General features: G+C 56.6%; 19 protein-coding genes. 4 read left to right on the top strand and 15 right to left on the bottom strand.

All coding sequences use genetic code 11. From position 1 onward, the window contains the following. Positions 1–2,256: 2,256 nt before the first annotated feature. The 3 genes from MLPF_RS00260 to MLPF_RS00250 form a co-directional block, all read right to left on the bottom strand. Positions 2,257–2,412: a hypothetical protein gene (locus MLPF_RS00260; protein ID WP_156146888.1), complete on the bottom strand. Its 156-nt coding sequence runs from the start codon at positions 2,410–2,412 to the stop codon at positions 2,257–2,259. Between the two features lie 1,559 nt (positions 2,413–3,971). After that, a complete protein-coding gene (locus MLPF_RS00255) occupies positions 3,972–4,340 on the bottom strand; it encodes a hypothetical protein (protein ID WP_156146889.1) in 369 nt (122 codons plus the stop codon). Beyond that, the gene (locus MLPF_RS00250) at positions 4,282–4,590 is read right to left on the bottom strand and encodes a hypothetical protein (protein ID WP_050039385.1); all 309 of its coding nucleotides are present in this window, start codon (positions 4,588–4,590) and stop codon (positions 4,282–4,284) included. Before MLPF_RS00250 ends, MLPF_RS00255 begins: the two co-directional genes overlap by 59 nt. 668 nt (positions 4,591–5,258) lie before the next feature. Here MLPF_RS00250 and mycP point away from each other — a divergent pair. The 4 genes from mycP (at position 5,259) to MLPF_RS00235 (ending at position 9,854) form a co-directional block, all read left to right on the top strand. Further along, a complete protein-coding gene (gene mycP / locus MLPF_RS00245) occupies positions 5,259–6,599 on the top strand; it encodes a type VII secretion-associated serine protease mycosin (protein WP_045842193.1) in 1,341 nt (446 codons plus the stop codon). Continuing rightward, positions 6,596–7,999, top strand: coding sequence for a type VII secretion protein EccE (gene eccE / locus MLPF_RS00240; RefSeq protein WP_045842194.1), 1,404 nt, complete (start codon positions 6,596–6,598; stop codon positions 7,997–7,999). The genes mycP and eccE overlap by 4 nt, the downstream gene beginning before the upstream one ends. A gap of 276 nt (positions 8,000–8,275) precedes the next feature. Beyond that, positions 8,276–8,425, top strand: coding sequence for a hypothetical protein (locus MLPF_RS16685; protein ID WP_420329562.1), 150 nt, complete (start codon positions 8,276–8,278; stop codon positions 8,423–8,425). A 1,087-nt stretch (positions 8,426–9,512) separates the two neighbouring features. After that, positions 9,513–9,854, top strand: a complete 342-nt coding sequence (locus tag MLPF_RS00235) for a YbaB/EbfC family nucleoid-associated protein (protein WP_045842197.1) — start codon at positions 9,513–9,515, stop codon at positions 9,852–9,854. Between the two features lie 2,840 nt (positions 9,855–12,694). On the opposite strand, the gene eccD is transcribed toward MLPF_RS00235, so the two are convergent. The 12 genes from eccD to MLPF_RS00175 form a co-directional block, all read right to left on the bottom strand. After that, entirely contained in the window at positions 12,695–14,233 is a 1,539-nt protein-coding gene (gene eccD, locus MLPF_RS00230) for a type VII secretion integral membrane protein EccD (RefSeq protein ID WP_045842198.1), read from the bottom strand. Beyond that, positions 14,230–16,002, bottom strand: a complete 1,773-nt coding sequence (locus MLPF_RS00225) for an ESX-1 associated ATP-binding protein EpsI N-terminal domain-containing protein (RefSeq protein WP_045842199.1) — start codon at positions 16,000–16,002, stop codon at positions 14,230–14,232. Before MLPF_RS00225 ends, eccD begins: the two co-directional genes overlap by 4 nt. Before the next feature lie 90 nt (positions 16,003–16,092). Then, on the bottom strand, positions 16,093–16,380 hold the full coding sequence (locus tag MLPF_RS00220; protein ID WP_045842200.1) for a WXG100 family type VII secretion target: 288 nt from the start codon (positions 16,378–16,380) through the stop codon (positions 16,093–16,095). A 27-nt stretch (positions 16,381–16,407) separates the two neighbouring features. Next, the gene (locus MLPF_RS00215; RefSeq protein ID WP_045842201.1) at positions 16,408–16,710 is read right to left on the bottom strand and encodes a WXG100 family type VII secretion target; all 303 of its coding nucleotides are present in this window, start codon (positions 16,708–16,710) and stop codon (positions 16,408–16,410) included. Positions 16,711–16,837: 127 nt separating this feature from the next. Further along, positions 16,838–17,101 (bottom strand): hypothetical protein, encoded by a 264-nt coding sequence (locus MLPF_RS00210; RefSeq protein ID WP_193386698.1) that lies wholly within the window; start codon positions 17,099–17,101, stop codon positions 16,838–16,840. Positions 17,102–17,393: 292 nt separating this feature from the next. Then, positions 17,394–17,582, bottom strand: a complete 189-nt coding sequence (locus tag MLPF_RS00205) for a PPE family protein (RefSeq protein WP_236684805.1) — start codon at positions 17,580–17,582, stop codon at positions 17,394–17,396. Beyond that, positions 17,566–17,799: a hypothetical protein gene (locus MLPF_RS00200; RefSeq protein WP_193386700.1), complete on the bottom strand. Its 234-nt coding sequence runs from the start codon at positions 17,797–17,799 to the stop codon at positions 17,566–17,568. The genes MLPF_RS00205 and MLPF_RS00200 overlap by 17 nt, the downstream gene beginning before the upstream one ends. A 202-nt stretch (positions 17,800–18,001) precedes the next feature. Further along, entirely contained in the window at positions 18,002–19,780 is a 1,779-nt protein-coding gene (gene eccCb / locus MLPF_RS00195; RefSeq protein ID WP_045842202.1) for a type VII secretion protein EccCb, read from the bottom strand. Positions 19,781–19,850: 70 nt separating this feature from the next. Further along, the gene (gene eccCa, locus MLPF_RS00190; RefSeq protein ID WP_045842203.1) at positions 19,851–22,085 is read right to left on the bottom strand and encodes a type VII secretion protein EccCa; all 2,235 of its coding nucleotides are present in this window, start codon (positions 22,083–22,085) and stop codon (positions 19,851–19,853) included. Beyond that, entirely contained in the window at positions 22,082–23,527 is a 1,446-nt protein-coding gene (gene eccB, locus MLPF_RS00185) for a type VII secretion protein EccB (RefSeq protein WP_045842204.1), read from the bottom strand. Before eccB ends, eccCa begins: the two co-directional genes overlap by 4 nt. 3 nt (positions 23,528–23,530) lie before the next feature. Continuing rightward, entirely contained in the window at positions 23,531–25,252 is a 1,722-nt protein-coding gene (gene eccA, locus MLPF_RS00180; protein WP_045842205.1) for a type VII secretion AAA-ATPase EccA, read from the bottom strand. Beyond that, a complete protein-coding gene (locus MLPF_RS00175; protein ID WP_045842206.1) occupies positions 25,245–25,763 on the bottom strand; it encodes a hypothetical protein in 519 nt (172 codons plus the stop codon). Before MLPF_RS00175 ends, eccA begins: the two co-directional genes overlap by 8 nt. Positions 25,764–25,809 lie beyond the last annotated feature (46 nt).

Genomic DNA, 25,809 nt, shown 5'->3' with positions numbered 1-25,809 from the left:
TGATTGAAATTATCATCAACATCCCTGTGGGGTGATGTCAGTCGTTGTTGTTATGAGTGAGCTTATAGTTTCTACATGATCGAACAATTAAGTAGTTAAGTAGAACGAACCGCGTGTGGTGATCAATGATAGCGCTGGTGGTGGAGTTTGTTACCAGGATGGTATCGTGGTGGAGGAAATGTAACTGCTTGGGAATTCCTATACATACACTCAGTTAATTAAGTATGGATTTTAAATTATACAGTAAAGTTACTGTTAGGTAAAAATTTAGCTCACTTTTGTGCGTAAAATCTTTGTGCTGTTCTGTAGATCAGAAAAAATTACTTTAAGTGTAGTTTAGTGTAGTGGCTAAGCAGTTTTGGCAACTACCCAAGAATAAAAGGCATATTGATTGGGATACCAATTTACGCCGGACAGCAGGGAAGCTTAGATCAATTATGCAAATTTCAACCTTCGACATGCTGAAGCCCTGCAGCGGCGTATCTCGTTAGCGCATAGCCGCATAGCGGCTATGCGCTAACGAGATACTAGTGCGAAAGTTGCGGACACCATCGATATCTTCGAAATTAAACAGCGTTAAGCCGATCGACGGTAGAGGTGCTGAACGGGGGAGGCTAACACTCGGTGCGCGGCGATTACAGCTGGTTGACCACCTAATTGATATTCCCCCACGGACATCACTTTGGAGAAACTAGCTCAATCTCGGTCGATGCGTGCCGGTGGGATCACCTAGAACACCATGTTTTTCGTCCTTGACCCGGCTACTGGCCACCGCCACTGTTACAGTCCGAACCGCACAACCGCCGAATGCTTCTCTTAGCATGATGCTACCTACATTGCTAGGTTGAACAGGCACAAGACCTGTAGCGGTCAATCTGTGTGGCCCTATGCTGTCGCTGCACTGCATCCGTCGTGGACTACTGCCAGGACATTCGTTTCCCACTCCAACCGTCGGTCGTACGGCTGAGCAAGGTCGGTGGTGGAAATCGTATTATGTTGCCGCTGGACGATGCGAGGTACTTCAATAGCGTGCACATCACCGCCGAATACTCGTTGGCTAAGTAGTTTGTGATCCGATACGCCTGGGAAGGCGGATGAATAGCAATTCACACGCGAAATAAGCAGTGATGGAAAAGTATTCAAATATTCGATATAGTTGTTAGCGATCATGCAAAGTTTAGTGTAGGGAACACCGGTCAGTGTGGTGAACGGAATTCCTGTGCCTACGCCGCGTCCGAACACAGTTATCTTAGTGGAAAAATTAGACGAGTCGTACCGGGTGAGCGCCATGTACTGATCACACAGACAGGTCTAGCTACGGTGGAAGTACCTGCTGCTGAGCAAGTGTATAAGGTAAAGGCCGAGTTGTTAAGCGTCGAGAACCGTTGCGTAGCTTCTGAGCAGAAACTTGCAAAGTGCTGAGCTCTAGCCGGTAGATGAATCCCAATGACCAACAAGACCAGTAGCACCACGATGGCAACACGCAAGCGGTTACACCAAGCGATGGCGCTACTCGATAGCGATAGTGCGTTTGCCCGCGTGTATTTACAGGAGACTACGGAGATCGATTCGTCAATACCCTACACCTGGCTCGGCTGAACCGCTTCAGATGATAATGCACTGCTGCTAGTAAAGTAGCTCTAACACGTGCGATTAACCGACTCTGCGTGCTCCTGTAGGTGTCGATCAAAGGCAGGCCGTATCTGTTTTCGGTGACCGAAGCATAGCATGCAGGATTGGCGTTTTCTAGATACATTCATTGATGATCGCCATCCGACAAAGCAGAAGCGTTGCTGGCGGATTCATCTCTTATGGATTCTTGGGAGAACCATCGATGGTAGAAGCATATCGAGGCCTACTTGATGTTTGCCACCCAGCGCTGGCCGGACGTCATCTCGGTTGCAGCTGCGATCTTTCCGCCGCAAGTAGTAATGATGTGGGTGGTCACGCACCGCAGCAACGAACACCTTGACTGTCCATGCCGTTGCTCATCTGGAGCAGGTGTGTGCGCGTGTGTCACCCTCGACTGCGTTGAGTTACGCGTAGGACATATCTGTACGATCAAATTGCTTAATCGACACTCCGATACCGCCATCATAGCAATCGACGAAGCCGAATTTCCTTTGATCGAAATTGATCTGAGCTGAGTGTGCGGTATGGAGCATCGCCAGCTAGACGACCAAGATGCAGCCTAGATTTGGTTGTCGAAGTGGTGTGCTTATGGGGTCTGCCAGGCAGGCGTTAGTCGACCCAGTGCTACACTTCGTGGTCACCGACGAAGACGACATCAAAACCCGCACCAACAAATGAGACATAATCACCCAGTGATCCGTTCAACAGCGGCGCAAGGAAGAGCACGAAGAGCGGCGCAGCGAACTCCCGGAGGAAGGCCGGGCGTTGCTTGACAATCAAGTCGGATTGGCCGAAGGCAAGCGTGCGGTGGCCGAGCTAGAAAATCAGTCTAGGTCTGGGCGCTGCGGCTGGCTACCGGGCTTCCAGTGGCCAATCAGACTAGCTATATGCTAGCCGATTGGATTCCGGTACCGGCAAGACCACTACCACCGAGACGCTGAAAAAGATATACCCCGGTCTTGGCATCGTAAGTCGTTCCGAAATTATCGAGGTTACGTAGGCCGAATTTTGTGGTGAACACATCGGTGCCTCAGGACCTAAGACCAACTAACTAATCAACCGTTTACCGGGCCACATTCTGTTCATGGATGAGTTTTTCTTCGTTGATGGAGCGCCATCAGGACAATCGTCCAGCCATGATCGACATGGAAACCCCTAAAAAAACCTTGTTTAGCTGCTCTCGAGGTGCACCTACTCGACTTCTGCTACATTGCCGCGGACTACTAAAGGAATTCGATGAATTGCTCACCAGGAAAACCTTCTTGGTGTATAGGTTTAACCGCATCTTGCGGTTAAACCTATACACTCGATGACCTGGTTGAAATCACTACACACTACAGGAAGCCGCGTACCACGATAGTCGAGCTGGTCACCAGCGAAGCTCTAAACACGGTGTGTGCGACATTGCATGTCTACCGTATGCCCGGCCGACATGCGCGGAGTAAGCATGATGCGAGACTGGCGATTTGCGCACAATGTAGTGGAGTGCGCCAAATGGCTGCGAGATTCGTGGTTGCCACTCAGCACCGCAGCGAAACGGGCCAGGTGACAGCAAAAAAATCTACAAGCGCTGCACGCCAGGGACGTAATCGCTGCGGTCATTTTGATACGTGCTTGGAAAAAGAATGTGCTGGTGGTGATTTGAATGTGATGCGGTGTAGTGTTGCAGAATCAGAACATCCGCCAAGGCAGTCCATGCAGACGAGAAGGATCTGGCCACTCAACGTTTCTACTGTTCGGTCGCATTGACCGACAAAGAACTGGCCTGGATCGCCGCCGCAGGCGCCGACATCCGCACGTTCTTCAATGGCGTTATTAACTAGCTGTCAACTGATACTTGCGTATCGCGTGTGAAAAATTCAGTTCCTGAGGTAGCAGTGTGCACAATCTTCATCCATCCTCGTTTGCTAAGCCCCCGATCTGGGGCGCCGCGGCGTATGCAATCCGCGTGACACAAACAGCACCCACGCTCTTTCAACGCTAATGGCAACTTTGATGGTCACCCGCTCTGCCTCGCCTTCAACGAGGCCCACTACGTCACAGGCACTACCCAGCTGTTCGACGCCGGTGCGCGTCGACGCGTGGTACGCCCCCTAGTGCGAACCTGTCCTGACTAGCAGGAAAATGACTAGGGCTAGTGGTTAGGCGAAAGCGACCCGGCGGAATTGGGTGTCGTTTTGCAGAGTGCGTATGGGGCAGGACAGGGCTAATGGTAACCCGGTAGCCTATCTCAGCTTTTGACTAGGCGGTGGGAGTGGTAATCGCAAGTTTGGCGACTTCGGCCTCGCCGAGTACACCTTATCAGATATGGGTTGCTCTTGCTGGTCTTGTCAGCGCCGCTAACCGGCCCGGACGAAATTGTCCGTAAGCATAGCCTTGACCCATGAGACTAGGCGTTCACGTCTGGTTAAGCGGTTCATGTCAGTGTCGACCTCAGTCAGGATGTTTTGCGCACTGCTAACGCTAATACTCAAAAATTCCGTGAGATGCTCAACGGTGCTGATAACGCATTCTGCAACGATAGCGGGGTCGACCAGAATCGGTTTGGCGCCGCCAGTGTTGGGATCGGGAGTGATGTCGGTACCTGTGCTGGCTCCGTGCGCATCGGCGCCGGTGCGGTGATCGATGGCCCGGGTGTCGGCGGGTAGCTCAACAATCAGGCCCTCGATCATGTCCCGTGTGGACAGCGTGATCAGGGTTGAGGCCACCGACGATATTCTGACCAGCGCGTCCTCGAACAGTTTTTTCTAGCCGCTGCCAATAGCAAGTGTAGTCGCGGGTCAAATCCACCCACAGGCGGGTGTAGTAGAGAAGCAGCGGATAGAACTTGGCCGATGGCACGAAAACTGATCCCAGCAGACCCTTCTCGGTCAGCTTGGCCAACCACACCGCATCTAGCTTATCAGTCCTGTTCCAGCCCAGCACATTCTCCACATCCCGGGTCTTGACCAGCTGCACCGGACAGCCACGCCACCCCTAGCAGGTAGTACCAGATCCGCCAGTAGCCCGCGGTGGACTCGACGGTAACTTTCTCGATGCCGGCCTCGATGAGCTGCTGGGCCAACTCGACTATGGCCGACTATGGCCCCGGTGCGTGCGGGCACGTCTCACACACGGCTGAACCGTCGCCCCGATTTGGTCGATCACTATTCGTGTTCGGCTTCAGGAATCTCTCTCCCCCGGACCCGACACTACCGCAAGCTTCTGGCTTGTTCCTGCGTTGTGCTGCCACTTGGCTTGCTTTCCAATTGAATCCATCCCACTACATAGTGGATAGATCGTCCAAAGTCCTCATTCAAGAGAAGCAAAATTCTGACCGGCATGCTCGAAGCAGTAGTACGTGGCCCTTCCACAGGTCGGACCCCGACGTCAAGCTTGGCTACAGACTCACCAGCCCATAACCAGATCAGCGTCGACGAGCGACTCGACCACATGTTCACACTGACTAGACGTCCCACAAGAACAACAAAACTTGGCTAAGACCACCGCGGATTACTCAGCTGTTGAGTCTAAAATGCACGCGGGTGCGTAACGCAGGTCCAATGTCCGAGCAGATCGTCCTCGAGCAACCACGCGTGACGAGCCACCAGCACAGCAGCTTAGAGACATGAATGGGGTAGTCGGAGGTGCACCGTATCTTGCTGATGACGGTGACGTTGGCGTTGCTGTTTGCGCCTCCCGCTCTGGCGATCAACCCACCCTCGATTGACCCGGGCGCGGTACCGCCCGATGTGACGGGGCCTGACCAGCCCACCGAACAGAAGGTGATGTGCGTGGCGCCCACAACGTTGCCGAATTCCAGTTTCCACGATCCGCCCTGGGGTAACACCTACTTAGGTGTCAATGACGCGCACAAGTTCGCTACCGGGGCCGGGGTAACAGTGGCCGTGATCGACACTGGTGTCGAGGTCTCGCCCCGTGTCCCGGCGGAACCTGGTGGCGACTTTGTCGATCAAGCTGGCAACGGGCTATCCGACTGCGACGCGCATGGAACGCTTATCGCGTCTATCATCGGCGGCCGGCCCGTGCCCACAGACGGATTCATCGGCGTCGCGCCAGATGTGCGTCTGCTCTCGTTACGACAAACCTCAGAGGCCTTTCAGCCGGTAGGCGTGCAACCCAACACCAATGATCCCAACGCGATACCGGCGGCTGGGTCGGTCCGCAGCCTGGCCCGCGCGGTAGTGCACGCCGCCAATCTTGGTGCGAACGTGATCAATATTAGTGAAACAGCCTGCTACAAGCCAAATAGGCCGATCGATGAATCGACATTGGGCGCAGCGATCAACTACGCGGTCAACGTCAAGGGTGTGGTGATCGTAGTCGCGGCAGGCAACACCGGCGGGGATTGCACGCAGAATCCGATGCCTGACGTATCAATGCCCAACGACCCACGCGGCTGGAGCAAGGTGCAGACAATCGTCACACCGGCGTGGTATGCACCTTTGGTACTCACCGTCGGTGGTATCGCACAGAATGGGATGCCGAGCCGATTCTCGGTGCACGGACCATGGGTAGGCGTCTCGGCACCGACGGAAAACATCACTGCGCTGGGCTATAACGGTGAACCGGTGAACGCGCTGCAAGACGATGAGGGTTCGATTTCAATCGCCGGTACCTCGTTTGCCGCCGCATATGTCTCAGGTTTGGCAGCCCTGCTAAGACAGCGGTTTCCTGACCTGACGCCGACCCAGATCATCAACCGGATCACCGCCACCGCGCGACATCCCGGAGGAGGCATCGACGACGTCGTCGGCGCGGGTGTCATCAATGCTGTGGCAGCGCTTACCTGGGATGTTCCGCCGGAGTCCGCTTCAGAGCCATTCAATGTAAGAAGCGTTCCGCCGCCGGTCATAACGTCGGGACCTGATCGCAAGACGATCATGGTTGTGGCTCAACGGATCTTGGGCTTGTCGATAACGCTGGGACTAGGTGTATTGGTTAGGCGAGCACTACGACGCACATGAGAAATCCAATATGGCTACGTTTCAGCGTGGGGCGTGCACTGCTCGTCGCAGCGTTGGCTCCAACATACATCATATTGTTTTTCCGCACCCAATACTGGTGGGCCGGCATTGCGCTAGTGGTATTGGTCGTGATTCTGACCCTGGTCCAATTTTCCGGCAGGTGGCTAAGCGGCTGGCTGATGGCGCTCTATTCATTCTCCCGGCGTAGTCGTAAGCCGTTGGACACTCCGTCGGAGTCGGTGATCGGTGCCACCGTGAAACCTGCAGATCAAGTTGCTATGCGCTGGCAAAACGGGTTTCTAGTATCGGTCATTGAACTGATTCCCAGACCATTTACGCCGACAGTCATCGTCGATGGGGAAGCGCAGACCGACGACTTGCTGGAGACCCAGCTGTTAGAGCACCTGCTGTCGGTGCACTGTCCGGACTTGGAAGCGGTTGTCGTGTCGGCAGGTTACCGTGTCGGCCACGCCGCGTCACCCGACGTCGTGAATCTGTACCAGCAGGTGATCGGTGCCGACCCGGCGCCCGCGTATCGTCGAACCTGGGTCATGCTGCGTGCCGACCCTGTGCGCACCCGGAAGTCCGCACAGCGGCGTGACGCCGGCGCAGCGGGGCTGGCTCGTTATTTGATTGCGTCCACAACGCGTATCGCAGATCAGTTGGCTAGCCATGGTGTGGACGCTGTCTGCGGACAGAGCTTCGACAGGGTCGACCACGCTACCGATGTCGGCTTCGTGCAAGAGAAGTGGTCGATGATCCAGGGGCGAGACGCGTACAGCGTAGCCTACACCGCACCCGCTGGTCCGGATGCATGGTGGTCAGCACGGGCCGACCACACGATCACCCGGGTCCGGGTGGCTCCTGGGAAGATTCCACAGGCCACGGTGGTACTGACGACGCGCGGGGAACCAAAAACGCCATGTGGATTTTATCGCCTGCGCGGTGCCCAGCAGCCGGCATTGTTGGGTCAAAGCTTCGTCGCCTACCAGCATTGCCAGCTGCCAATCGGATCAGCGGGTGTACTCGTCGGCGAGACGGTGAACCGGTGTGCGGTCTACATGCCATTCGACGATGTCGACGTGAGCGTCAGCTTGGGTGACGTCCAGACGTTCACACAGTTCGTGGTGCGTGCGGCGGCCGCAGGTGGCATCGTCACACTCGGGCAGCAATTCGAGAAATTCGCCAGATTGATCGGCGGTCACATCGGGCCGGTGGCGAAAGTGGCGTGGCCAAATGCGATAACCTATCTCGGCCCCTACCCCGGCAGCGAGCGGGTAATACTTAAGCAAGACACCATCGGCACTCCACGACATCGCAAGTTGCCGATTCGCCAAATTTCCCCCCCTGAGGAGAGCCATTACCAAATGGCGCTACCGAAGAATAGTGACAAACTATGATATAGCGTGCGCTGCTGCAACGCAGCATGATTGATGTATCGATTACGCTGCCGCAGTTCATCGTCCACACGAGATTATGACGCCGGGGCCCAAAAGAATTCCTAGCTCGGCAACCGCGAGCATTAACGACGCTAAATGTCTTTAGTACTAAGGAGGCGGAATGTGACATGACACAACCGCAGACGATGACGGTGGAGCAGACTGAGCTTCCTGGCCAGGGCCGCCGGGATGCTAGGAGTACTGGCGATAGCACCAAACTAATGTAGTTACCGACGCGTGTGCTCTTCAGATCGCAGTCAACGCGGTCCCACAACTCAATTTGAATCCGACAACATGCGGACCTATCTTGCGGCGGGATATCAGGAGTGGCAGAAACTGGCGCACTCTATGCGGAATGCGATCAAGACCTATGGAGAGGTTGATTGAGGAATCGGCGTCGGTCTGGAACAACGACAGCCAAGTTTCTGTGTCGGACCATTCCACCGGAACCAAAGGTACAGCCGCGGCCGTGCAATCAGGCGAACGCGACTTCACCCATATAAAAAAGCTGCCACACAAATCGAACAACCTGAACAGGGGGCATCAGCCGCAAGCTTTAAGGATATCTGGATTAGTTACAAACTAGAAGTTGTAAGAAGAGTATAAGCGTTTTCTTCCTTTCCAGAATTGACAGGTGACGCGACGGCCGCAGACACGGATTCAATGGAGCAACAAAGCAAGTGGTTTTGGCCGTATGGTGCAAGCGAGCGTCGCGATGGCTAGGAAGAGTGGATTCGTGGTGAAATCCCAGTTCACGTCCTGTACGAACTACCTCAAGCTGTCTTATGCACAGATGCTCGAAGTGAATACAACCCGACTACCGAACCAGCCCACCAGACAGCAGTGCATGCAGACCTACGCGACTTATCAGAAAAAGTCTAGTGGGTACTTTTCTTAGTACAACAGCAAGTGCACTATCGAAAAAGTGCAGCCACCCAAACTGGCCGCCGTGGCCAAAATCGACCCGCTGTTGGACACGAGTCAACAGTATCTTGATACTCGACTACACAATGAAGAATAATAAAAAGTCTGAAGGACGGTACCGGTCGTGGTTCTCAACGCCTCCCACGATGTCCTCCCGGGGGTCTCCTAGTGATGGCACCTAGCTATCCCACGGGCGTGAAGCTGACAAGTGCCGTGTACGATGCACTGCATGTGCCGGTGACATCGGGTGCCAGGTTGAAGCCGATGCCATTCGGTGGCGGTGGAATCCTAGGTATGTCAATATCGAAGCTGAATCTGTCCGGCCCCTTACGACGTCCGACATCTCAGGAGACAGGTCGTGGCAGTGCCTCCCACGGGCTGCGTGATGGGCAGCGGTGGCATGGGAATGATTCATTGTGGGGAAAACGGAAGTTCTAAAACCAAGAGCCCTTAGCAAAGCAAGACGACGAAGTGCTTTACCCCGGGCATCGGGCGTGGACTGAAACGTTATCGGTAATCGCCACTGCCAAGACGGCAAGGAGTCAAAGTAATGGATTTGGATCCAATGCAAGCTCAGATAATAGCTCTGCTGGGGCAATTTCAGTCTGCTCTGGACGGGCAATGTAACCAAATGAACGACGGAGTGTTCAAGGCTTCGGATCAAGAAAAGACCGTCGAAGTAACGATTAACGGATATCAGTGGCTCACCGATATCCATATCGAAAGTGGCGCTTTGCGGGAGTTTGGTCACGAGGTGGTCGCCGATCGGATCAACGCGGCCTTGCAGAACGCGCAGAGCGCGGCAACCGCTTACAACGAAGCCGCCAGGGAGCAGCTCGCCGCTAGGTTGTCCGCCCTTTCCCGCCCGATTAGCGAACCGCCGCCGACTTAAACGCATCGTTGTGGCGGCATAAACCCGAAGGACTTGGTGTTGCGGTGGGCGGCGTTGCTGGTTACTGTTGGGCTGGCGGCTAGTTGGTAGCCGTGTCGCGGTATCAGTATGGGTCACGGGCTATCATTCTTGTCGCTTAGCACGAATTAATGACCAGCCAGCCGGGTATTACGAAGCCGGCGGTCCTGTACCGTAATCGGCTTAGTACATGAAGGGCAATCGCTTTATGAAACACTCGGCGTTTTAATCACTAAATTGCTGCCGCTAGCTCCCCTTAATGTCGGTTACGCTTAATAAGCATAATCTTGTGGTATCAGAATCGACGAGTAGCATCGTATTCGGTGAAGTAACGCCTCGATCGCTGGCTCAAGCTGCACAGAACGCGAGCCAATTCAGCGCACGATTACTGTAGACATTGCTGGTGCTCGGCGGACTGGCGCTGTGGCGTAGGGATCCTCGACAGGAATGATCAATGTGGCCAGCAAGTGGCTGGGAGATGAAGAGAAGATGGGCATTTCCGCAAACAACGAGTGAGCATGTTGGGTAAATGCCCTATTCGGGCAGGTGTCAGACGCCAATTAGGACACCTTTCAATGGCCGGATACAAGAGTTCAATAGGTTGTGTTGAAAGGTCATCGATGTTTTGGAGACCACCCGGTACAGAAGAGCCTAGTCTTCGACAGTGGTGTTCTTCGAAGAACCGTTAACGCTTGCAGACTCCGCTAGCGATGCTAATATCAAGTAATTGATGACGTTGCAGGATTATCTCGCAACGATGCTTCCCTGGTACCGGCATATAACCAGGTTAATTGCACAAGCTAAGTGGGATGTTGACAAAATTTCGACGAGATCCTAGGGCAATCATTGTCCTAGACAATGGTATTGAGATAGACGTCAATGAGCGTGTTGTGCAATTAATAAATGGATAAACTCGACACATGTGGCCAATATCAACGTCGTCTCCGACACCACTGAGCGGGTCATGGAATCCAAAACTGGAAACCGCCTAAACATACCTTGAAAAATCTGCTCGAGCAGAAATCGCCACCTACCCAGAAACCCCCAACACTGGTGGTCAAGACTCCGTTCACTAAACCGAGCCTTCCGAGACCAACTTTGGCATTTCATCACAATGCTGGTACCCGCCAGTGATCCTGATCAAGCTCAGTATCCCGGTCCTCCAGGTATTCTCCAGCGTCAATGCCGGACATCTCGGGGCACGACGTTACCATGCTAAACCGGCGACGACGGACGATACGCCAGGTTCGGATAGGCAACTCAATCATGGACCCTCAGCCTGGGGGCGAGCAGGGGAGACATCAACCCTGGAGTGACACCCACCGCAGGTAGTGAAGTAACTGTACCCGCCGTGCGGTTGACAAATGCAACACGTCAAAGCGTATCGCCCGCGTAATATGGCGTCAACGCACGACAGCGAATCACCCCTGATGTGGCGGTCGGTCCTATCGGTTCCGGTTTCGACGGTGAGGGTCATGCACGACACCGTGCTGCAAAGCCCCACCCTCCGCACCGCTAAATCTGATCTGGGTGGCGTTGGCAGACGCATAATGGCTGCGCTAAACGCGCCCGATAGCCCTGATCTGGGTGACTCCAGATTTGTTCGGATGACGGCCGGGTACCACCGGCGGAGAGAAGACCGCGGTGGCCAACAGTTACGGACGGGCCTGTAGCGCTACGGGCTGTATTGGCACAATACGTCGCCGGGCTATTTGACAATAACATGTCTTACGCATACTAGGTTAGAGCGAGAAACAGCCGCGACGATGAACCCGGTTGCCCTGTTAACTACAATTGTGAGAATTCTGGTGGCAAAAGCATATTGGGCTACCTGCTAGTCGATTGGGACGACGTTGCCGTCTGCACGGTGACGTCATGATCACCGGCTGGAGCAGCGCGGATTCCACTCGAAGATCAAACTTATGGAGACATCGAAGCTAATCTTGGTGTTGGCAGCTGCAGCAGTCTTGTCCGGTGGTTCCCAGTTTCTTCCGGGGGCGGCCTCCTAACTTACCAGAAGTTTGGTCACGGTGCGACCCAGCGTGGCCTACCTCGGCTTCATTGCAGCGCACTCGGTTAGTCGTCCAGAGGGAGCCGCGCTATCCGGGGCGACACCGGTTGCACCAGCAACCGACTGGTGGGGAAGAAGCAGTCCTCTATGTTTTTGATGTTGCGCAATTTTACCGACCTGAGGAACCATCTAAGTCTAGTTGCGGCACGGTGGCAACGAATTCGTGAATTCGTGGGGGCCAAGTCAAACAAGTTCTGTTGAAACTGACCTCTCATAAACCGATCGGCCATCTGACCAACTCCGGCTAGAATTCTGATAATAGCGACGAAGCTATCGCTCTCATACCTCCTCTACCAAATTAACTTGTTGGGTCTGATGCCGTACTGGCTCCAAACGCGACCGACAACCGATCCGAAGAGAAATTACTTCAAATCGTCGCCCAGCGCCCTAATGTGCTTTCGTATATACATCCCGCCGTAGCGGATATGTTGGACGTTATCTTGGTTAAGGGGGAAGCTCTTAACCGCTAGCAAGTCGTCGACCACCAGTGATTCAATCCTGGAAATCGTGTTGTTGATCGGCGGCTGCCAGCGAATCGGTTCCGGTCGCTGTGATCGGCTACGGAGGCACCGGGAACACCAGGAACTGGGTTTGGCCCTGCCGCATTCAAACCGGAAGGATCGATAGCCAATGGCTAAGACATCGCCGGACACTCTCTGGACTTCACACCGGGTTTCACATTGAGGAAATTACCGGACTTGGCGCCTATGAACTGCCGCAATCTCGCCGACTCACCACACTACGGCCAGTGCTAAAAGCGCAGGTTGCGGACCATGTCGTAAACACCGGCGATCCACAACAGCAGCGGAATGACGGATGCGACCACCGCGCCGTCGATTAATTCCATAATCCGCTTCGTCACCGGTGAAATGCGACGAACCCTGACGGTTGCCCCGAATACCATCAATGCGATAACGGCTGCCACCAGGTAGCTGATCAGCAACAGCCAGGCAATTTGCGGATACCAGATACACAGCCTGATGGTCAACCCCGTCGGAATCACAACGGCGGCTGCCAGCAGCGCCCACGCGCACCAACGCTCGGCGTAGAGTCGCGACCGAAACGTGCACACCGCCGTCAGCAAAAACGCCACCACCAAGCTGTGTGCGAAGAAGTGTCCGCGCACTATCACTGCGATAGCGCCGGCACACAAAATTAAAGTGCCAGATATGACATAACCGATCAGCAACCGCTTGGCTAAGGCGCTGCGCTCGGTAAGCCGTACCGCGGAGTCAGGCACAGAAGCGATAATGGCTTGCCAGGTCGGCGTCTCTTCATTAGTAGCCTCGTGCGGAGTGACAACGGAATCAAGCAATTCTTCGTTGTCTACGGTCTCGCCGGGAACGGGTATCGGTGGCAAGGCGATCCGGGCGACAGCAACGGTCAGCTTGGCCGCATTCGTCACGATGAACAGCCCGAAGGCAACCGCCCCGGTAGGCACCCAGCGCTGGTAACCAAAGCCGTACGCAATGGCAATCACCACGATAGCGACCGTGGTGATCAAGGTAAACGAGGCGTAGTCAGAATGCCGTCGAGCGCCTCCCCGGGTCAGCAAGGTCAAAAACAGGACAGCCGCCGCGGCGGCGGCAACCTGCGGCGGCCCCAAAGAGTCGACTCCATTTGGTAGCGGGGTGACCAAAGCCGCGGCACTGGCGATCAGCGGATACGAAGTGAGCAGCAGGCTCTCGGAAAGATCCAGATTTTTATAGAATTTGTCGGCGGCGATGCTGCCGATCAGCACAACGATGCCCAGGATGCCGATCGCCAGCGACCAGAATGGGCTACGCCCAGTTACCCACCACGCCCACGCCGCGACGGCAGTGATCGGCAGGCTCAAGACTGGGATTGCCACCCCGATAAAACGGTCCACCGCCTTGCGGTTGAACTCTGGTGATTCGTTGAGCACTGCTATCGCATCGATAACATCTTCGACCAGCGGCCGATATCGTTCTGTGCGACTCGTTGACACCAGAGTCAACAGTGACCCGTCGACAATCCCGGCATCGTCCAGCGACTGGTCGAGTTTCAGGGGCGGCGATCCGGGCCGGACAAATGTCCACACGCCCTGGGCGGAAAAGTCGAAGCCCGCCAGAGCATCCGCTGGTGCGTCTTCGAGCAGATCGGATAGCACCGCTACGGTGTCATCAATGTAGGCCTCGATCGGCGCCGCCGAGGGCAGCACCAGATCGGTCATCCTTTTGCCAGTAAGAATCGTCACCCGAGTGGCGGAAGGTCGCGCAGGAGTGACCCCGGCAGTGGCCGGTCCAGCAGTTACAGCAGGCGCACTCAATGGCGTCCAGCTCTCTCAAAATCGTCGGACAGTGCTGCGGCTAGCTCGAGGATCCGACGCTGGTATAGGGGGTCGAGTCGGTCGAGCCGAATTTCGGTTCCGGCCGCGATATGTTTATCCCAAGGCAGGACCACAACCCGGCCGGGTTGAATTTGTTGTTCGAATTGTTGCACCAATTCTTTGCCCGCGATGTTGGGCTCTTTCGGCATAACATAGTTGATCACCACACATGCACGATTCAGTAGGTCTTGATAGCCTTTATGGCGTAACCAGTCCAAAGCGACCGCTGCTTGCTGGGCGGCATCGATCGACGTGCTGGTAACAATCACCACTCCGGACGCTGTCGAGAGCACACTGCGGGTAATCGGGTCGAACAGACCGACGCCGCAGTCGGCCAACATGATGTTGTAATATCTTGATACTGTAGCGGCAGCGAGATTCCAGTCCTCTCCGCTCAACATGTGTTGGGCTGTGCTATACCCCATTGCGGGGAGAACTTCAAGATTGACTGTATTCACGCTAGTGTACGCGCGTATATCATTGTAATACTTCACCTCTTTGTCTGCCAGCAGATCAGCAATAGTTGCGTCCGAAGAACGTCCCGTCCGGTCAGCGAGGTTTCCACAGCCGGTATCCGCGTCAACCACCAGGATCCGATCGTTACGCACACGAGCGAACATCGAGCCCAAAGTGACTGTTACAGTCGTCTTGCCGGCCCCGCCTTTGAGGCCCAAGATCCCGATCTGATACGAACCGCGGGGAGTTCGACGTACCCGCGTGAGCAAATCCAACTCGTGAAGCTCGTCTGGCGACAAGCCCAGATTTATCCGTGTAACGGTGTGGACCCAATGCCGCCAACCTCGTTTAGCCACCACCTTGCCCGGCTTTTTGACCCCGGCGCTCTGTTCCGTCTGCGCGCCGATTGCGGATGTCGCAGTCGCATCGTGCGGCGCGGTACGGCGACTTGTCAGGCCATCGGGTCTGGCAGGAGGTTGCGTCGGAGCCGGCTCTGCTGCGGCGTGGGGCGCCTGCCGCGGCTCCGCTATCCGCGAGCGCGGCGCGATCATCGGATCAGTTGCTGATGTCAGGTTGGTCGTTTGGGTTTCGTCGCGATGGCGGTGAACTCGGCGAGCGTGTCGTGAATGTTGGCCCGCAGACGGACGCGGCGATTCGAGCGGAGCCTGCTGCGGCCTGCTCACTGACCCCGGAGGCAAAGACGGTTTTGGTGTAGCCGGCGGCTGTGCTTCAGGTTCAGCAAGAGAAGGTTCAGGCGAGGTGACCGGCGTTCGCTGGAATCGGTCGACTGGCGTCGTGGGCATTGGCGTTGCGGGTTTGGCTAGGGCAGGCCCGTTGATCGGCATTGGGACCGATGGGGGCTCGGATTCAGCAAACTGATGTTCGGGTGCTACCGCGGGTGACCATTGCTGAGATTCGCCGATTGGCATCAGCGATGCTGCTGGAGCGCGGAGGGGGGCACTAACTGGCAGAGGGGTCTGCGAAGATTCGGATGAAGCCAGCGGGGGTTGCACCGGGCTGCCGATGGGCATCGGGGGCAGATGGGGTTTGGATGCAGCCGAGGGGTACGGTTGCAGTTGATCTGGCCAGTCCGGCATTGGGGACGCAACTTCACCATTGGGCGTTGGAGTAAAGGTTGGCATGGTAGGCGGGGTATACGGTGGAGCACCGTCGAATAACTGCTCCGCTGCCTGATCTGACGGAGCGTAGGCGCCATCGTCAGGCCGAAACAGCTTGTCATAATCAGCCGCCATGAAAGCCTTTCAGATGTGTGGTCCAGTACACACGAGAAAAGGGCGAGATCCTTTGAAGTAGAACCCGCCCCGATCTCGTATCTGGATATTCTACCCGCTGAACATACTCATGACGCCCTGCTCAGTGTGTTGCATCGAGTCGGCCGAATTACTGATTGCCTGTACCAGGTCGCCCAGTGCACGGTTTATGTCTGTGGTGTTCTGGTTGAAACGTCGTTGGACCATCGAGTAGGACTCGTTACCGGAACCATGCCACGAGCTTTGTAGCGTTGCGAGCGATTCTTGGCATTGGTCGAGCAACTCCCCAATTCTGCAGGAGCTTCCTTGCAGGTCGGCGACGACCCCTTGTAGGGAAGAGAAGTTCCATACCTGTGTCATCTTGTACTCCAGTTCTTGGTGGTTGGATCAGAAGTTCATCTTCGAGGACAACAACTGGCACGCTTCCTCGTCGGTATTGGTGTAGTTGCCACCGGACCGGTTCAGCTTCTCGACGATCTCTTTCAACTCGTTGATTTGGGCTTGCATGGCGCTGTCGAAGCGCTGCAGCGCAGCAGTGGTTGCTGTGGCGGCCTGGCCCTGCCATTGGCTCTGAAAGCCCAGACCGATGTTGTCAACAGTGCTCCGCTCTTGGATGAGTCCTTGCGCAATACCGTCGAAAGCTGATGCCTGCCTAGTGAGGACCACGGCCTCGGTGATCATCTCTGCCATGTTGATTCTACTCTCTTCTCTTACTTGCTGTTACTCGCCAGATGCTAGCAAGTCTTTCCGGCCCGGTTGCCGGGAAGTTTGTTATTGTGGGTGTTCACCAGTTGTCCTGGTCGTCGTCCCACTCCTCTCAGTCGTTCTCGTTAGGCAACCCGAACTGCTGCGCTGGCGGCTCTGCCAGAGCCGTTCCGGTCGTTCCACCGTCTTGGGGCGTTGCGACCCGGCGAGCTTGCACCCACGAGGGCAGCATCACCCGTTGCCGAGGCTCCGGTGCAATCGACTTATCGATCAATTGGGTCGTCAGCGGTGTCCACGCCAACGACCCACTCGCACCAGGCAGCGACTCCGCGCACAGCAGGCTTGCGTTGGTGGTTGTGTCTATCCCACCGGTCAAAGGGTGGTTGGATAGCGGACTGGCACCAAGCAGACCGATGCAATGGGAGCTTTCCGTGTCGCCGCATTGGCCACTCGTGCAACCGTCGGTGCTATCCATAGAGGTAAACGGCGACCTTACCTGCTGCATCGGGCAAGTAAGCTCTGCGGCCTGCCCAACAGTTTGCTGCAACGCCTGGGTTGAAGGCAGGGTAGCGAAAAATCCGGATATCATCTGCGTTAATTGGTTCCCCTCGGACGTCAAAGTTGATGACGGAGAGTCGCTCGACGGATTAAGGATCGCGACCATTGGTTTAAGCTTCTGGAAAGCCGTTTTCAGCAGGGTTTCCGCCTGGTAGGCGTTCATTGCTAGGGCGGTCTGGTTCCTCATGCAGATGAATATAGTCCGCTTCCGTGAAGACGATTGGCGCCATGTTGACGCCGAGGAAGTCGGTGACGGCAAGGATTGCCCGGTTGATGCGGTTCTCAGTAATCACGGCCATTCCCAGCGTGCTTGCCATCACTTGCCGGTACTCCTCGGCCTGCGTTGGTCATCTGCTCTGCCGCGGATTGCAGCCAGGTCATCATGGGCTTGGCAGCCGCAATCGGCGCGACCGCTGCTTCCTCCGGTCCACGCCTCGCCGAGGAAGCTGAAGCGCGCCAATAACTCAACAGACACTCACTCAACACCGATGCGGGCCACAACATCAGCGAAGTCATGTTGTCAGCTCCCTCTGTCTGCGATAGCGTTCTCGGGTCAAATTGCTACACCCAAGCTATGTCGGCGCCGTTGTCGACTAGCGAATACTCATGAGCGACATGGAGTGCGTCACCCCAAAAACAGCCCAACAGTTCACCGTGTCCCTCTTTGGTGTTGGTTGTCGGTGGCCCGTTCGTTTCTTCCTTTGGGAATGAAATTATCTTAACTGCTTGCTGGGAGTACTGTGAACACTTCTTCTGGAGGATCTACGTAGACCGCCTGGATGACCTCTTTGGCCTCCGGTGAGACCATAAATGCCTGGCCAGGAGGCCGCCGCTTGACCTTGATTTCAGAGGAGGGGAATTCCTGCTTGTCACCGGAAAGGAAGATGGTTGGAGCTCCCGCCCCAAATGCACTGCCGACGAACTTGTCCATAGTCGCTTTGTATGCCTGGCTCATCAAACAGGTGACAAGAATGTGCAACCCGATATCCGAAGCCGCTGGCAATAACGGGGCGAGTGGGCCCATGGGCGGCGCGCCGCCGGCCGCGCTGACGATCATGTGCCAATCGTCGACTAGCAGCACCACATCAAATCCGCTCCACCACGACCGCGACCGCACCTGAGCGGTCGTCAGGTCGGCCGGTGGCAACCGCTTCTTCAGGTTAGTCGTCAGGGCCCGGATGGCCTCGTCCAAGCTTGCGCTGTTGCGGTTGATCGCACCCGCGTCGAGTAGGTGGCTGTCCGGTACTGCGTCCAACAAACTCGACCGATAGTCGGCTAGCATGAACCGCACTTGTTGTGGACTGTTCCGGGCACAGATGGCTCGCGCGATCGCATGTGCGGTGCGTGTCTTGCCCGATTTGGAGTTCCCGAAGATCAGTAAGTGCGGATTCGAACTCATGTGAGTGTAGGCCACCGACAGGTCGGTTTCGCGTACTCCGATAGGAATTTTCCAACGGGTGCGGTAGTCGGAATCCGGTCCGGGCGGGTTCAGGTCGATCTCGTGCAAGTATACGTGCGACGGCAGAACCCGAACCCTGGGTGCTTGTTCAGTGGTTTTAGCCGCGATTTGCGTCACCCCGGCTGTCATCGCGTCCACCAGGTCGTCAGCGCTGTGCACGTCGTCAAACCTAGGCACCCCCATCATCAGGTGGTGCTTCTCAACTGAAATTGCTCGGCCTGGGCGATTCGCTGGGATATCCCGAGCAATGCGGTCGATCTGGGTGTCGTTGACGTCGCCGAGTCGGAATTCGATCTTGGTGCCCAAGTAGTCGCGAACGCGCGACCGCAGTTCTGTCCAGCGTGGTGTGGTAATCACCATGTGGACCCCAAACGAAAGCCCCTGTGCGGCTAGATCCTGGACCGCCGCTTCGAGGTCGGGAAACTCACTGGTAAATGCCGACCAACCGTCGATAATCAGAAATACATCGCCGAACGGGTCGGCCGCTACGGGATGACTGGGGTTCGTGCGCAATTGCCGATACGCTGCCATCGAGCCAACGCGGTTTTCTTTGAAGATGATTTCTCGTTGCCGCATAACAGCTTGCGCCTCGGCGATCACTCGGTTGACCCGGTCGGGCTCTGATCGGTTCGCTACCCCGCCGACGTGAGGCAGGTTTTCCAGGTAGATCAGCCCACCACCACCGAGATCGACGCAGTAGAACTGGACGTCCCGCGGTGAGTGCGTGGCAGCCGCCGACATCACCATGGTCTGCAGAAGGGTTGTCTTCCCGGTTTGTGGCGCGCCCCCGATGCCAATGTTGCCGCCCGCCCCAGAAAGATCGACACCCCAGATATCCTGGCGGTGCCGCCGTGGCTCATCCATGATGCCCAACGCAAAGTGCAGCGGATGCCTGTTGCTGTCACGCTCGATGAGCTCGTTCAGTGGGACCGGATCGAGCAACGGAGGCAGCCACATCTTATATGCACGGGATTCACCGGTGCCGAGTTGCTCGAGTACTACCTCGCGAAGCGCGCGTACTTCCGGTTCGGCAGTCATTGACGCCGCTCCCCCATCGCTTCGTCTCCCGCAAGCGGATGGTACCCCACTGCATCGTAGCTAGCACAGGTCATGACGTTGTCGCCGGTTCGAGGATTGGAGCGGCGGTGAATTCGTGGATATGCACCTTTTTGCGGCTGGACCGCGGACTGGACGGACCACCGTCACCGTTGGTTTCCGCTGCGATCGCCGGAACGAAGGGGATGCCAGTGTACAGGGAACTGAACTTGACGGGGTCCTCCATGCCAACTCGGAGAAATCCGACGCCGCTTTCCTTGTTGGTAATGTACTGCGCTTCCGGGGTTCCGATAACCGCCTTGGACTCCGCCGAGCTGGTGGTGCGCAGCGCGATGCGGTAAGTTAAGTTGGGTTCCAGTTTGTCGATGCGCACCCCACCAGTTTGCAATGACTGGGTGGCCAGCAGTAGATGAACGCGCAGTGACCGCCCGACGCGGCAAATCCGGTCGAACAGTCCGAGAAAGTCGGGGTGGCTCTGCAGCAACTCGGCGAACTCGTCTACGACGACGAAAAGCGTTGGTAGCGGTGCGAGGTTTGCGCCCCGTTCGCGGTACCTCTCGTATTCGGCCACCCCGGAGAGCGCGCCGGCCGCACCGACCAGGATTCCGGCTTGTCGAAGGATGTTCTGGCGGCGGTCGAGTTCGCCGGTCAACACTTCACCCATTCGGCTTACCAGTTCGGCTTCCTCAGCCATATTAGTGACGACGGCAGCGGTGTGTGGAAGTTTCTCCATTCCCAGGAACGTGGAACCGCCTTTGAAGTCGGTAAGCAAGAGGTTCACCTGGTTCGGATGTGTCATTGCGACCAACGACAAGATCAGGGTACGAAGGAATTCAGACTTTCCCGACCCCGTGGTCCCGATCAGCATGCCGTGCGGTCCGCCGCCAAACTCGGCGCCTTCCTTGATATCCAGGTACATGATATTGCCGGTCTTGAATTCGTGACCAAAAGGGATCTTAAGGCGGTCCCGGTCAGCGTCGGTATACATCCGCCAGCGGCTCGGTAGCACCTCTTCGACGGTGTTAGCACCAACCAGCTGGTGCCATTCAGTCACCATTTTCTTCTGTACGCGCGACGTTTTATCGAAGATGGTGCCGGTGATCGACCATCCGGCTAACTTCCGAGCGATGCGGGTAGCTTCTACCGTAGAGAGGTGGTCGGCTGTCGAAGTCACTTGACGGAAACTCTGGCCAGGCAATCGGTCGTCAACAGTCCCGTTCTCATTGACCCTGATGCGGTAGGTCGAGCCGCGGTGATTGCCGAGTGTGATCACTGTGACACCAGCTCTGCCGTCGGGCGGGAAACCCGCCTTGCCGCCGGTCAGATCCACAAGGATGATGTAGGGGCCACCGGGCAGCGAATCGGGTGCATGCGGACCACGCGACGTCAGATCGGCCAGACTGTCACTGCGAGTGAAGATCATTCGGACCGCCCCGGCGGCGTCGATTTCCGTCGGATGCTGTACGTGCGGCAACCATTTCAGCCAGGACCAGTTGGGGTCGTCGGGGTTCTTGGCGAGAACCCGGATTTGCAGCAGATCTGGCGGATGGAACACGGCCAGGTGACAGATCATCGCGGTCAGTAATCTGCCCGCCCCTGCCGTGTCTCCGCCGACAGCGATTGTCGGAAATGTACGCAGTTGCAGCAATTTCGGGCAGTCATGCACCAGCCCGTGAGTCCGCAAAAATTTGACTACCCACATGTGACTGACCGGTTCCAGAAACGGCTGAGGCGCTGCACCGTTCGACGCCAGCTCCGCCCCGACGGCTGGCTTCAACAATCGATCCACAGCGGGCTGGTCGCCGACACCGATGCGGGTAGCTACGTAGAAGTCGGCGTTCGCCGGCCGCGACCACTGCCGCTGTGTGCCCACGATCGACAGCAGATCTTGAGGATGGGGAGCATGATAACTGAAGAACGCCACCTGCGAGGCGGCCGAAGATGTCACCCGAGCGCGTAGTCCGGCCAGATAGCGCAAGTACTCCTTGCGGTCAGCGTTGATCTCAGGCACCTTTTTGCCACCACCCCCTCCACCACTGCCACTAACCATCATCATGACTATCATGATTGGCATCATCAGCATGTACGGCGAGAGTTGCTTGGTGCCGCCAACCAACATGATCGCGATCATGGCGACCATGCAACCGCCCATTACATAGGGAAGGATCTTTTGCATACCCGATGGTGGGATCTCAAGACCGAGGTCGTCGGGCGGCGTGATGTTAATCTCGCCCGGTGTCAATCGCGGGCCGCGGGTGATAGTCGGGGTGAACTTTTTCGTCGTCATGGCCTCGCTCCAGAGGAGCCGGCTGGTACTTTCCGGGGGCTTGGGTCAGCGGTCAGTGTATCGTGCTCCAACAGAGCCGCGTCTCTGGACAACACAGGACCCTCCACCAAAAGACGAACTATCTCCCAGGGCGCGGTCTGCGGCGAAGCGAGACCCAGAGCCTTCACCGCCTCCGAGTTCGCCAGGCCGTAACGTACTCCCTCTGGATCGACGTAGTATAGGGATTCGCTGTACCGGGGATCTGGAGACTGTAGCGCCACGTATCTGCCGCCATCAATATAGACGGTTGCTGTCCCACGAATTTGTTTTATACCTGTGCTCATAGTTGACGGCTGTAGCGGAAGATGCTGACCAATCAACACGGTTGTCTTCGGCGCCTGATCACTGACTTTGCGTTCCCATGCCCAACACAGCGTGGGGTGGTCGTCCCGGACCACCATCTTGAGCGGTTCATCGGGCAACGGTGAGTCGTAGACCCGTTCGGGAACCTGGACGACCACGCTTGGTACCAGTGATGGAGGCGCTACCAGTCCATGCGACTGGGTGGCGCGCAACGCGGCGGCAGTGGTGGCATTTACCTGAGCGATGCCGTCGGAGAGCACCACGTAATACTGTGGATCTTTTTCCATCTGGATTTGGAACACCGACCCGATCACGAGGTCTGGGGATAACCCCAGCGAGTTAGGTTCCCCAGTGTTAGGAATCGTCGGCAGCTCCCATCTGCCGATGTCAGGTAGCGCGTTGAAAAGGCCCTCAGAGAGTGGGGTTGGCTTAACGCTTACCGATATTCCTATGGCCGAGGTTAGGGCCCGGTTGGCCAGATTGATGGAGTGCCGCCCCTTCGAGTTAATGAGCCACGTTTTGTCCTGGTACGACGCCAGTAGCGCCTCGTTGGGCTGCAGTGGATCTATCGCAGGTTCGATCTGCAGTGATCGAACTATCACCGACGTCTGCACCGAAGGCGATTCGCTCTCGATATTGGCGACGGTGTCGCACAATGTCCAGTTTGACGAGGAACCCCCTGAAATGGGCGTGGCATAGGGTGCCCCGGGAATTCCGATGGTCTGGCCCATAGGTAACCTGGTCAATTCGCTGGACTTCACGACAGCCGGGTTAGCCGGGCTGCCCAGCGCCAGTCGCGCCGAGGTCAAATTGTAGACTGGATACAGATGCTCGGACAAGAGTACGTAGAGCTGATTGGTCGACCGATCGGTGAAGAGGGTGCTGGTCCCCAGCTTGCCCTGTGGTTTGAAGTAAGCCAGCAGGATGGCGCCTATGAGGAGCGCAACGGCAACGACGATGCCAAGCGCGGTCGAGCGGCTGTAGAACTGCATCGGATCGTCGAACATCCGGGTGTCGCGCCGCACGATGGCATGCTCAACCCTGCGAAGGAGAAAGCGCCAGCCGCTAACCTGAACCTTGGTGGTCAGGCGAAACCCCATGGTTCACTCTCTTATGTTGAGGTGCGCATGCACCGTGGCGATCGCCTCGACCATGTCTGAGCCGTTGATCTCCTGCAGTCGGTCCACATCCAGTTGCTCGATGTCGAGACCACGAGCCAGCCGCATGTCACGACACTGTTCAGCGGCTTCCACCAATTGTCGCGCGTAGCGACCGTTGCCAGCAACGTCGAGGGCAGGTCTGCCGCGCAACGTCCGCTGGGCTAGCTGCTTAGCCGCTTCCAGCAGATTCTTGCTCGCTTCTGCACTCAGTGATGAATCGGCATCGGTTGCAATGACTTTCGCGATTTCGAGAAGTTCTTCAGGGGAATAGGTGTCGAATTCGATTCGAGTCGCGAAGCGCGATCGCAAACCTTCGTTGGTTTCCAGCAGCCGATCGATATCGGAGCTGTAGCCGGCAATGATCACCACCAGTCGATCGCGGTCGTTTTCCATCCGCGCCAGCAGGGTGTCCAACGCCTCTTGTCCGAACGGATCGGTGCGTCCGTCCCTTTCCTGCACCAGTGCGTAGGCTTCGTCTATGAATAACACGCCGCCGAGGGCGAGATCGACTGCTTTGGCAGTTTTGACTGCTGACTGCCCCTCGTATTCGGCGACGAAATCTTTGCGCGACGTTTCGACCAGCTTTGGTTCCGAGATGACACCCAATCCGGCCAGGATATTGGCCACCACCCGCGCGATAGTAGTCTTGCCGGTACCGGGTGGCCCGGTGAAAATCATGTGTTTGCTTGGCTGCGCGACTTTCATGCCTTTGGCAGTGCGAACCCTCGCCATCATCGTCGCGGCGCGGTACCTCTCGATCTGGGTTTTAACCCTGGTGAGCCCAATCTGCCTGTCCAGTTCGGCCTGCGCCTGGGCGAGCAGTCTGTCTCGATCAGAGTTGTCGGTCACGACACTGCTCGGATCCCACGGGTCTGCGCGAGCGGCGATCTGTTCGGCAGTCGTCGTCTTCAGGCGGTAGGACGGATCTTTTAGCGCCGCAGACACTTTGCCTTCCGGGTGCGTGGTCTGCAACCATTCCAGCAGTGCTACCGCAGCGTCTTCATTGCCCTGGCTGCGCCGTGCCATTGCTAGATACCAAGCGATGGAGCGCGCACACGCTTCGCCGGCCGGCGAGTCATTCGCCTCGGTGAGTCGACGTTCAGCCTCGGTGAACAAGCCGAGGTTGGCCGCGGCTACTCCATGCGCGACGCCAGCGGCGCCAGCTAGGAACTTGTCCGGCCACTTTCCGGCGCCCTTGACTTCGTCGATCACGTCGGTCCATCGTTCGGCTGCCCCGTAGACCACCGCCTTGAGCCAGGCCACCAGATGTTCGGAGCCGATGACCGGAGTGGCATCAATCGCTTCCATAGCGTCGGCGAAGTTACCTTGCGCAGATTCGCACGCGGCGAAACCCATGGTGATAGCCAGCGGCGAAGTGACAGGGTAAGTGATGTCGCCGTATAGCCCCCCAATGGGCACTCGGGCGTTGAGGGTGGTCATCGGGATCTGGACGGAGCCCGACAACTGCCCGAAGTTCCTTCGCGAATACCAGGCCCGAAACAGTGTCACTCGGTCGGTGTCGCCGCAGCGGATCCGGCCGATCCATGCGTCGCAGGCAGTCTCATCGTAATTTGTAATCTCGGTGAACAGCTCCAACGATCGCGCCTCCGACATGGGTAACATGCCAGCGGCGCTTTCGAACAGGTTGCTCAAGCGATCAATCATTTTTGCCGAAGTATAGTGTGGAGAACACCTCTTCTTTTGCGGCAGCCTGTTCCGACGCTGGCAAGTTTAAGGTCAGCCCTACCAGTTCACATCTGGCGTCTGTGCTTTCTCCGTTGCCTTCGAGGCTGTCGAGTATGTAGGTGTACTGGGAGGCTCGCGCCTTCTGCCGAGCCAAGCTGGCAAGGGCAAAGACCTCTTCCGCGAGCTTCGTTTCGCCAATGCGAGTCAATTTGTCGATCCGCTCGACCTGGTGGACTCTACCGTCCATGAGTGCCGACACCCACACCGACTTGGTGGGGTTGGTCATCGCGAGTAGCGAGACCTTAAGCTTTTCCTTCGGTTTAGTCAGAGATTGGAGTACGTCTAGATCGTCGGCTTCGGTGCCCACCGACCTTGTTGACGCATAACCATCGATCTCGTCGAAACACGACGACTCGTAATAGCGATTGGCGCTGTAAATATCCAAAGTTGCCAAGTCATTATCGTCGTCGTCATCCCCAGTCAGGTTCACTGTGGAGTCCCTTTCTAAAGTCGTAGCACGAAAAGTGAGAAGGAAG

This window comes from Mycobacterium lepromatosis, assembly GCF_000975265.2.
GTDB lineage: Bacteria > Actinomycetota > Actinomycetes > Mycobacteriales > Mycobacteriaceae > Mycobacterium > Mycobacterium lepromatosis.
The sequence above is the reverse complement of the archived record's forward strand: the minus strand, read 5'-3'. Positions and strand labels throughout refer to the sequence as shown.

Bases quoted from the DNA above. Each gene is read 5' to 3' on its own strand.
- eccE (WP_045842194.1), top strand. From the start codon at position 6,596: ATGAGAAATCCAATATGGCTACGTTTCAGCGTGGGGCGTGCACTGCTC.
- MLPF_RS00235 (WP_045842197.1), top strand. From the start codon at position 9,513: ATGGATTTGGATCCAATGCAAGCTCAGATAATAGCTCTGCTGGGGCAA.
- MLPF_RS00225 (WP_045842199.1), bottom strand. From the start codon at position 16,002: ATGGCGGCTGATTATGACAAGCTGTTTCGGCCTGACGATGGCGCCTAC.
- MLPF_RS00220 (WP_045842200.1), bottom strand. From the start codon at position 16,380: ATGACACAGGTATGGAACTTCTCTTCCCTACAAGGGGTCGTCGCCGAC.
- MLPF_RS00215 (WP_045842201.1), bottom strand. From the start codon at position 16,710: ATGGCAGAGATGATCACCGAGGCCGTGGTCCTCACTAGGCAGGCATCA.
- MLPF_RS00205 (WP_236684805.1), bottom strand. From the start codon at position 17,582: ATGGCCGTGATTACTGAGAACCGCATCAACCGGGCAATCCTTGCCGTC.
- MLPF_RS00200 (WP_193386700.1), bottom strand. From the start codon at position 17,799: ATGACTTCGCTGATGTTGTGGCCCGCATCGGTGTTGAGTGAGTGTCTG.
- eccCb (WP_045842202.1), bottom strand. From the start codon at position 19,780: ATGACTGCCGAACCGGAAGTACGCGCGCTTCGCGAGGTAGTACTCGAG.
- eccCa (WP_045842203.1), bottom strand. From the start codon at position 22,085: ATGACGACGAAAAAGTTCACCCCGACTATCACCCGCGGCCCGCGATTG.
- eccB (WP_045842204.1), bottom strand. From the start codon at position 23,527: ATGGGGTTTCGCCTGACCACCAAGGTTCAGGTTAGCGGCTGGCGCTTT.
- eccA (WP_045842205.1), bottom strand. From the start codon at position 25,252: ATGATTGATCGCTTGAGCAACCTGTTCGAAAGCGCCGCTGGCATGTTA.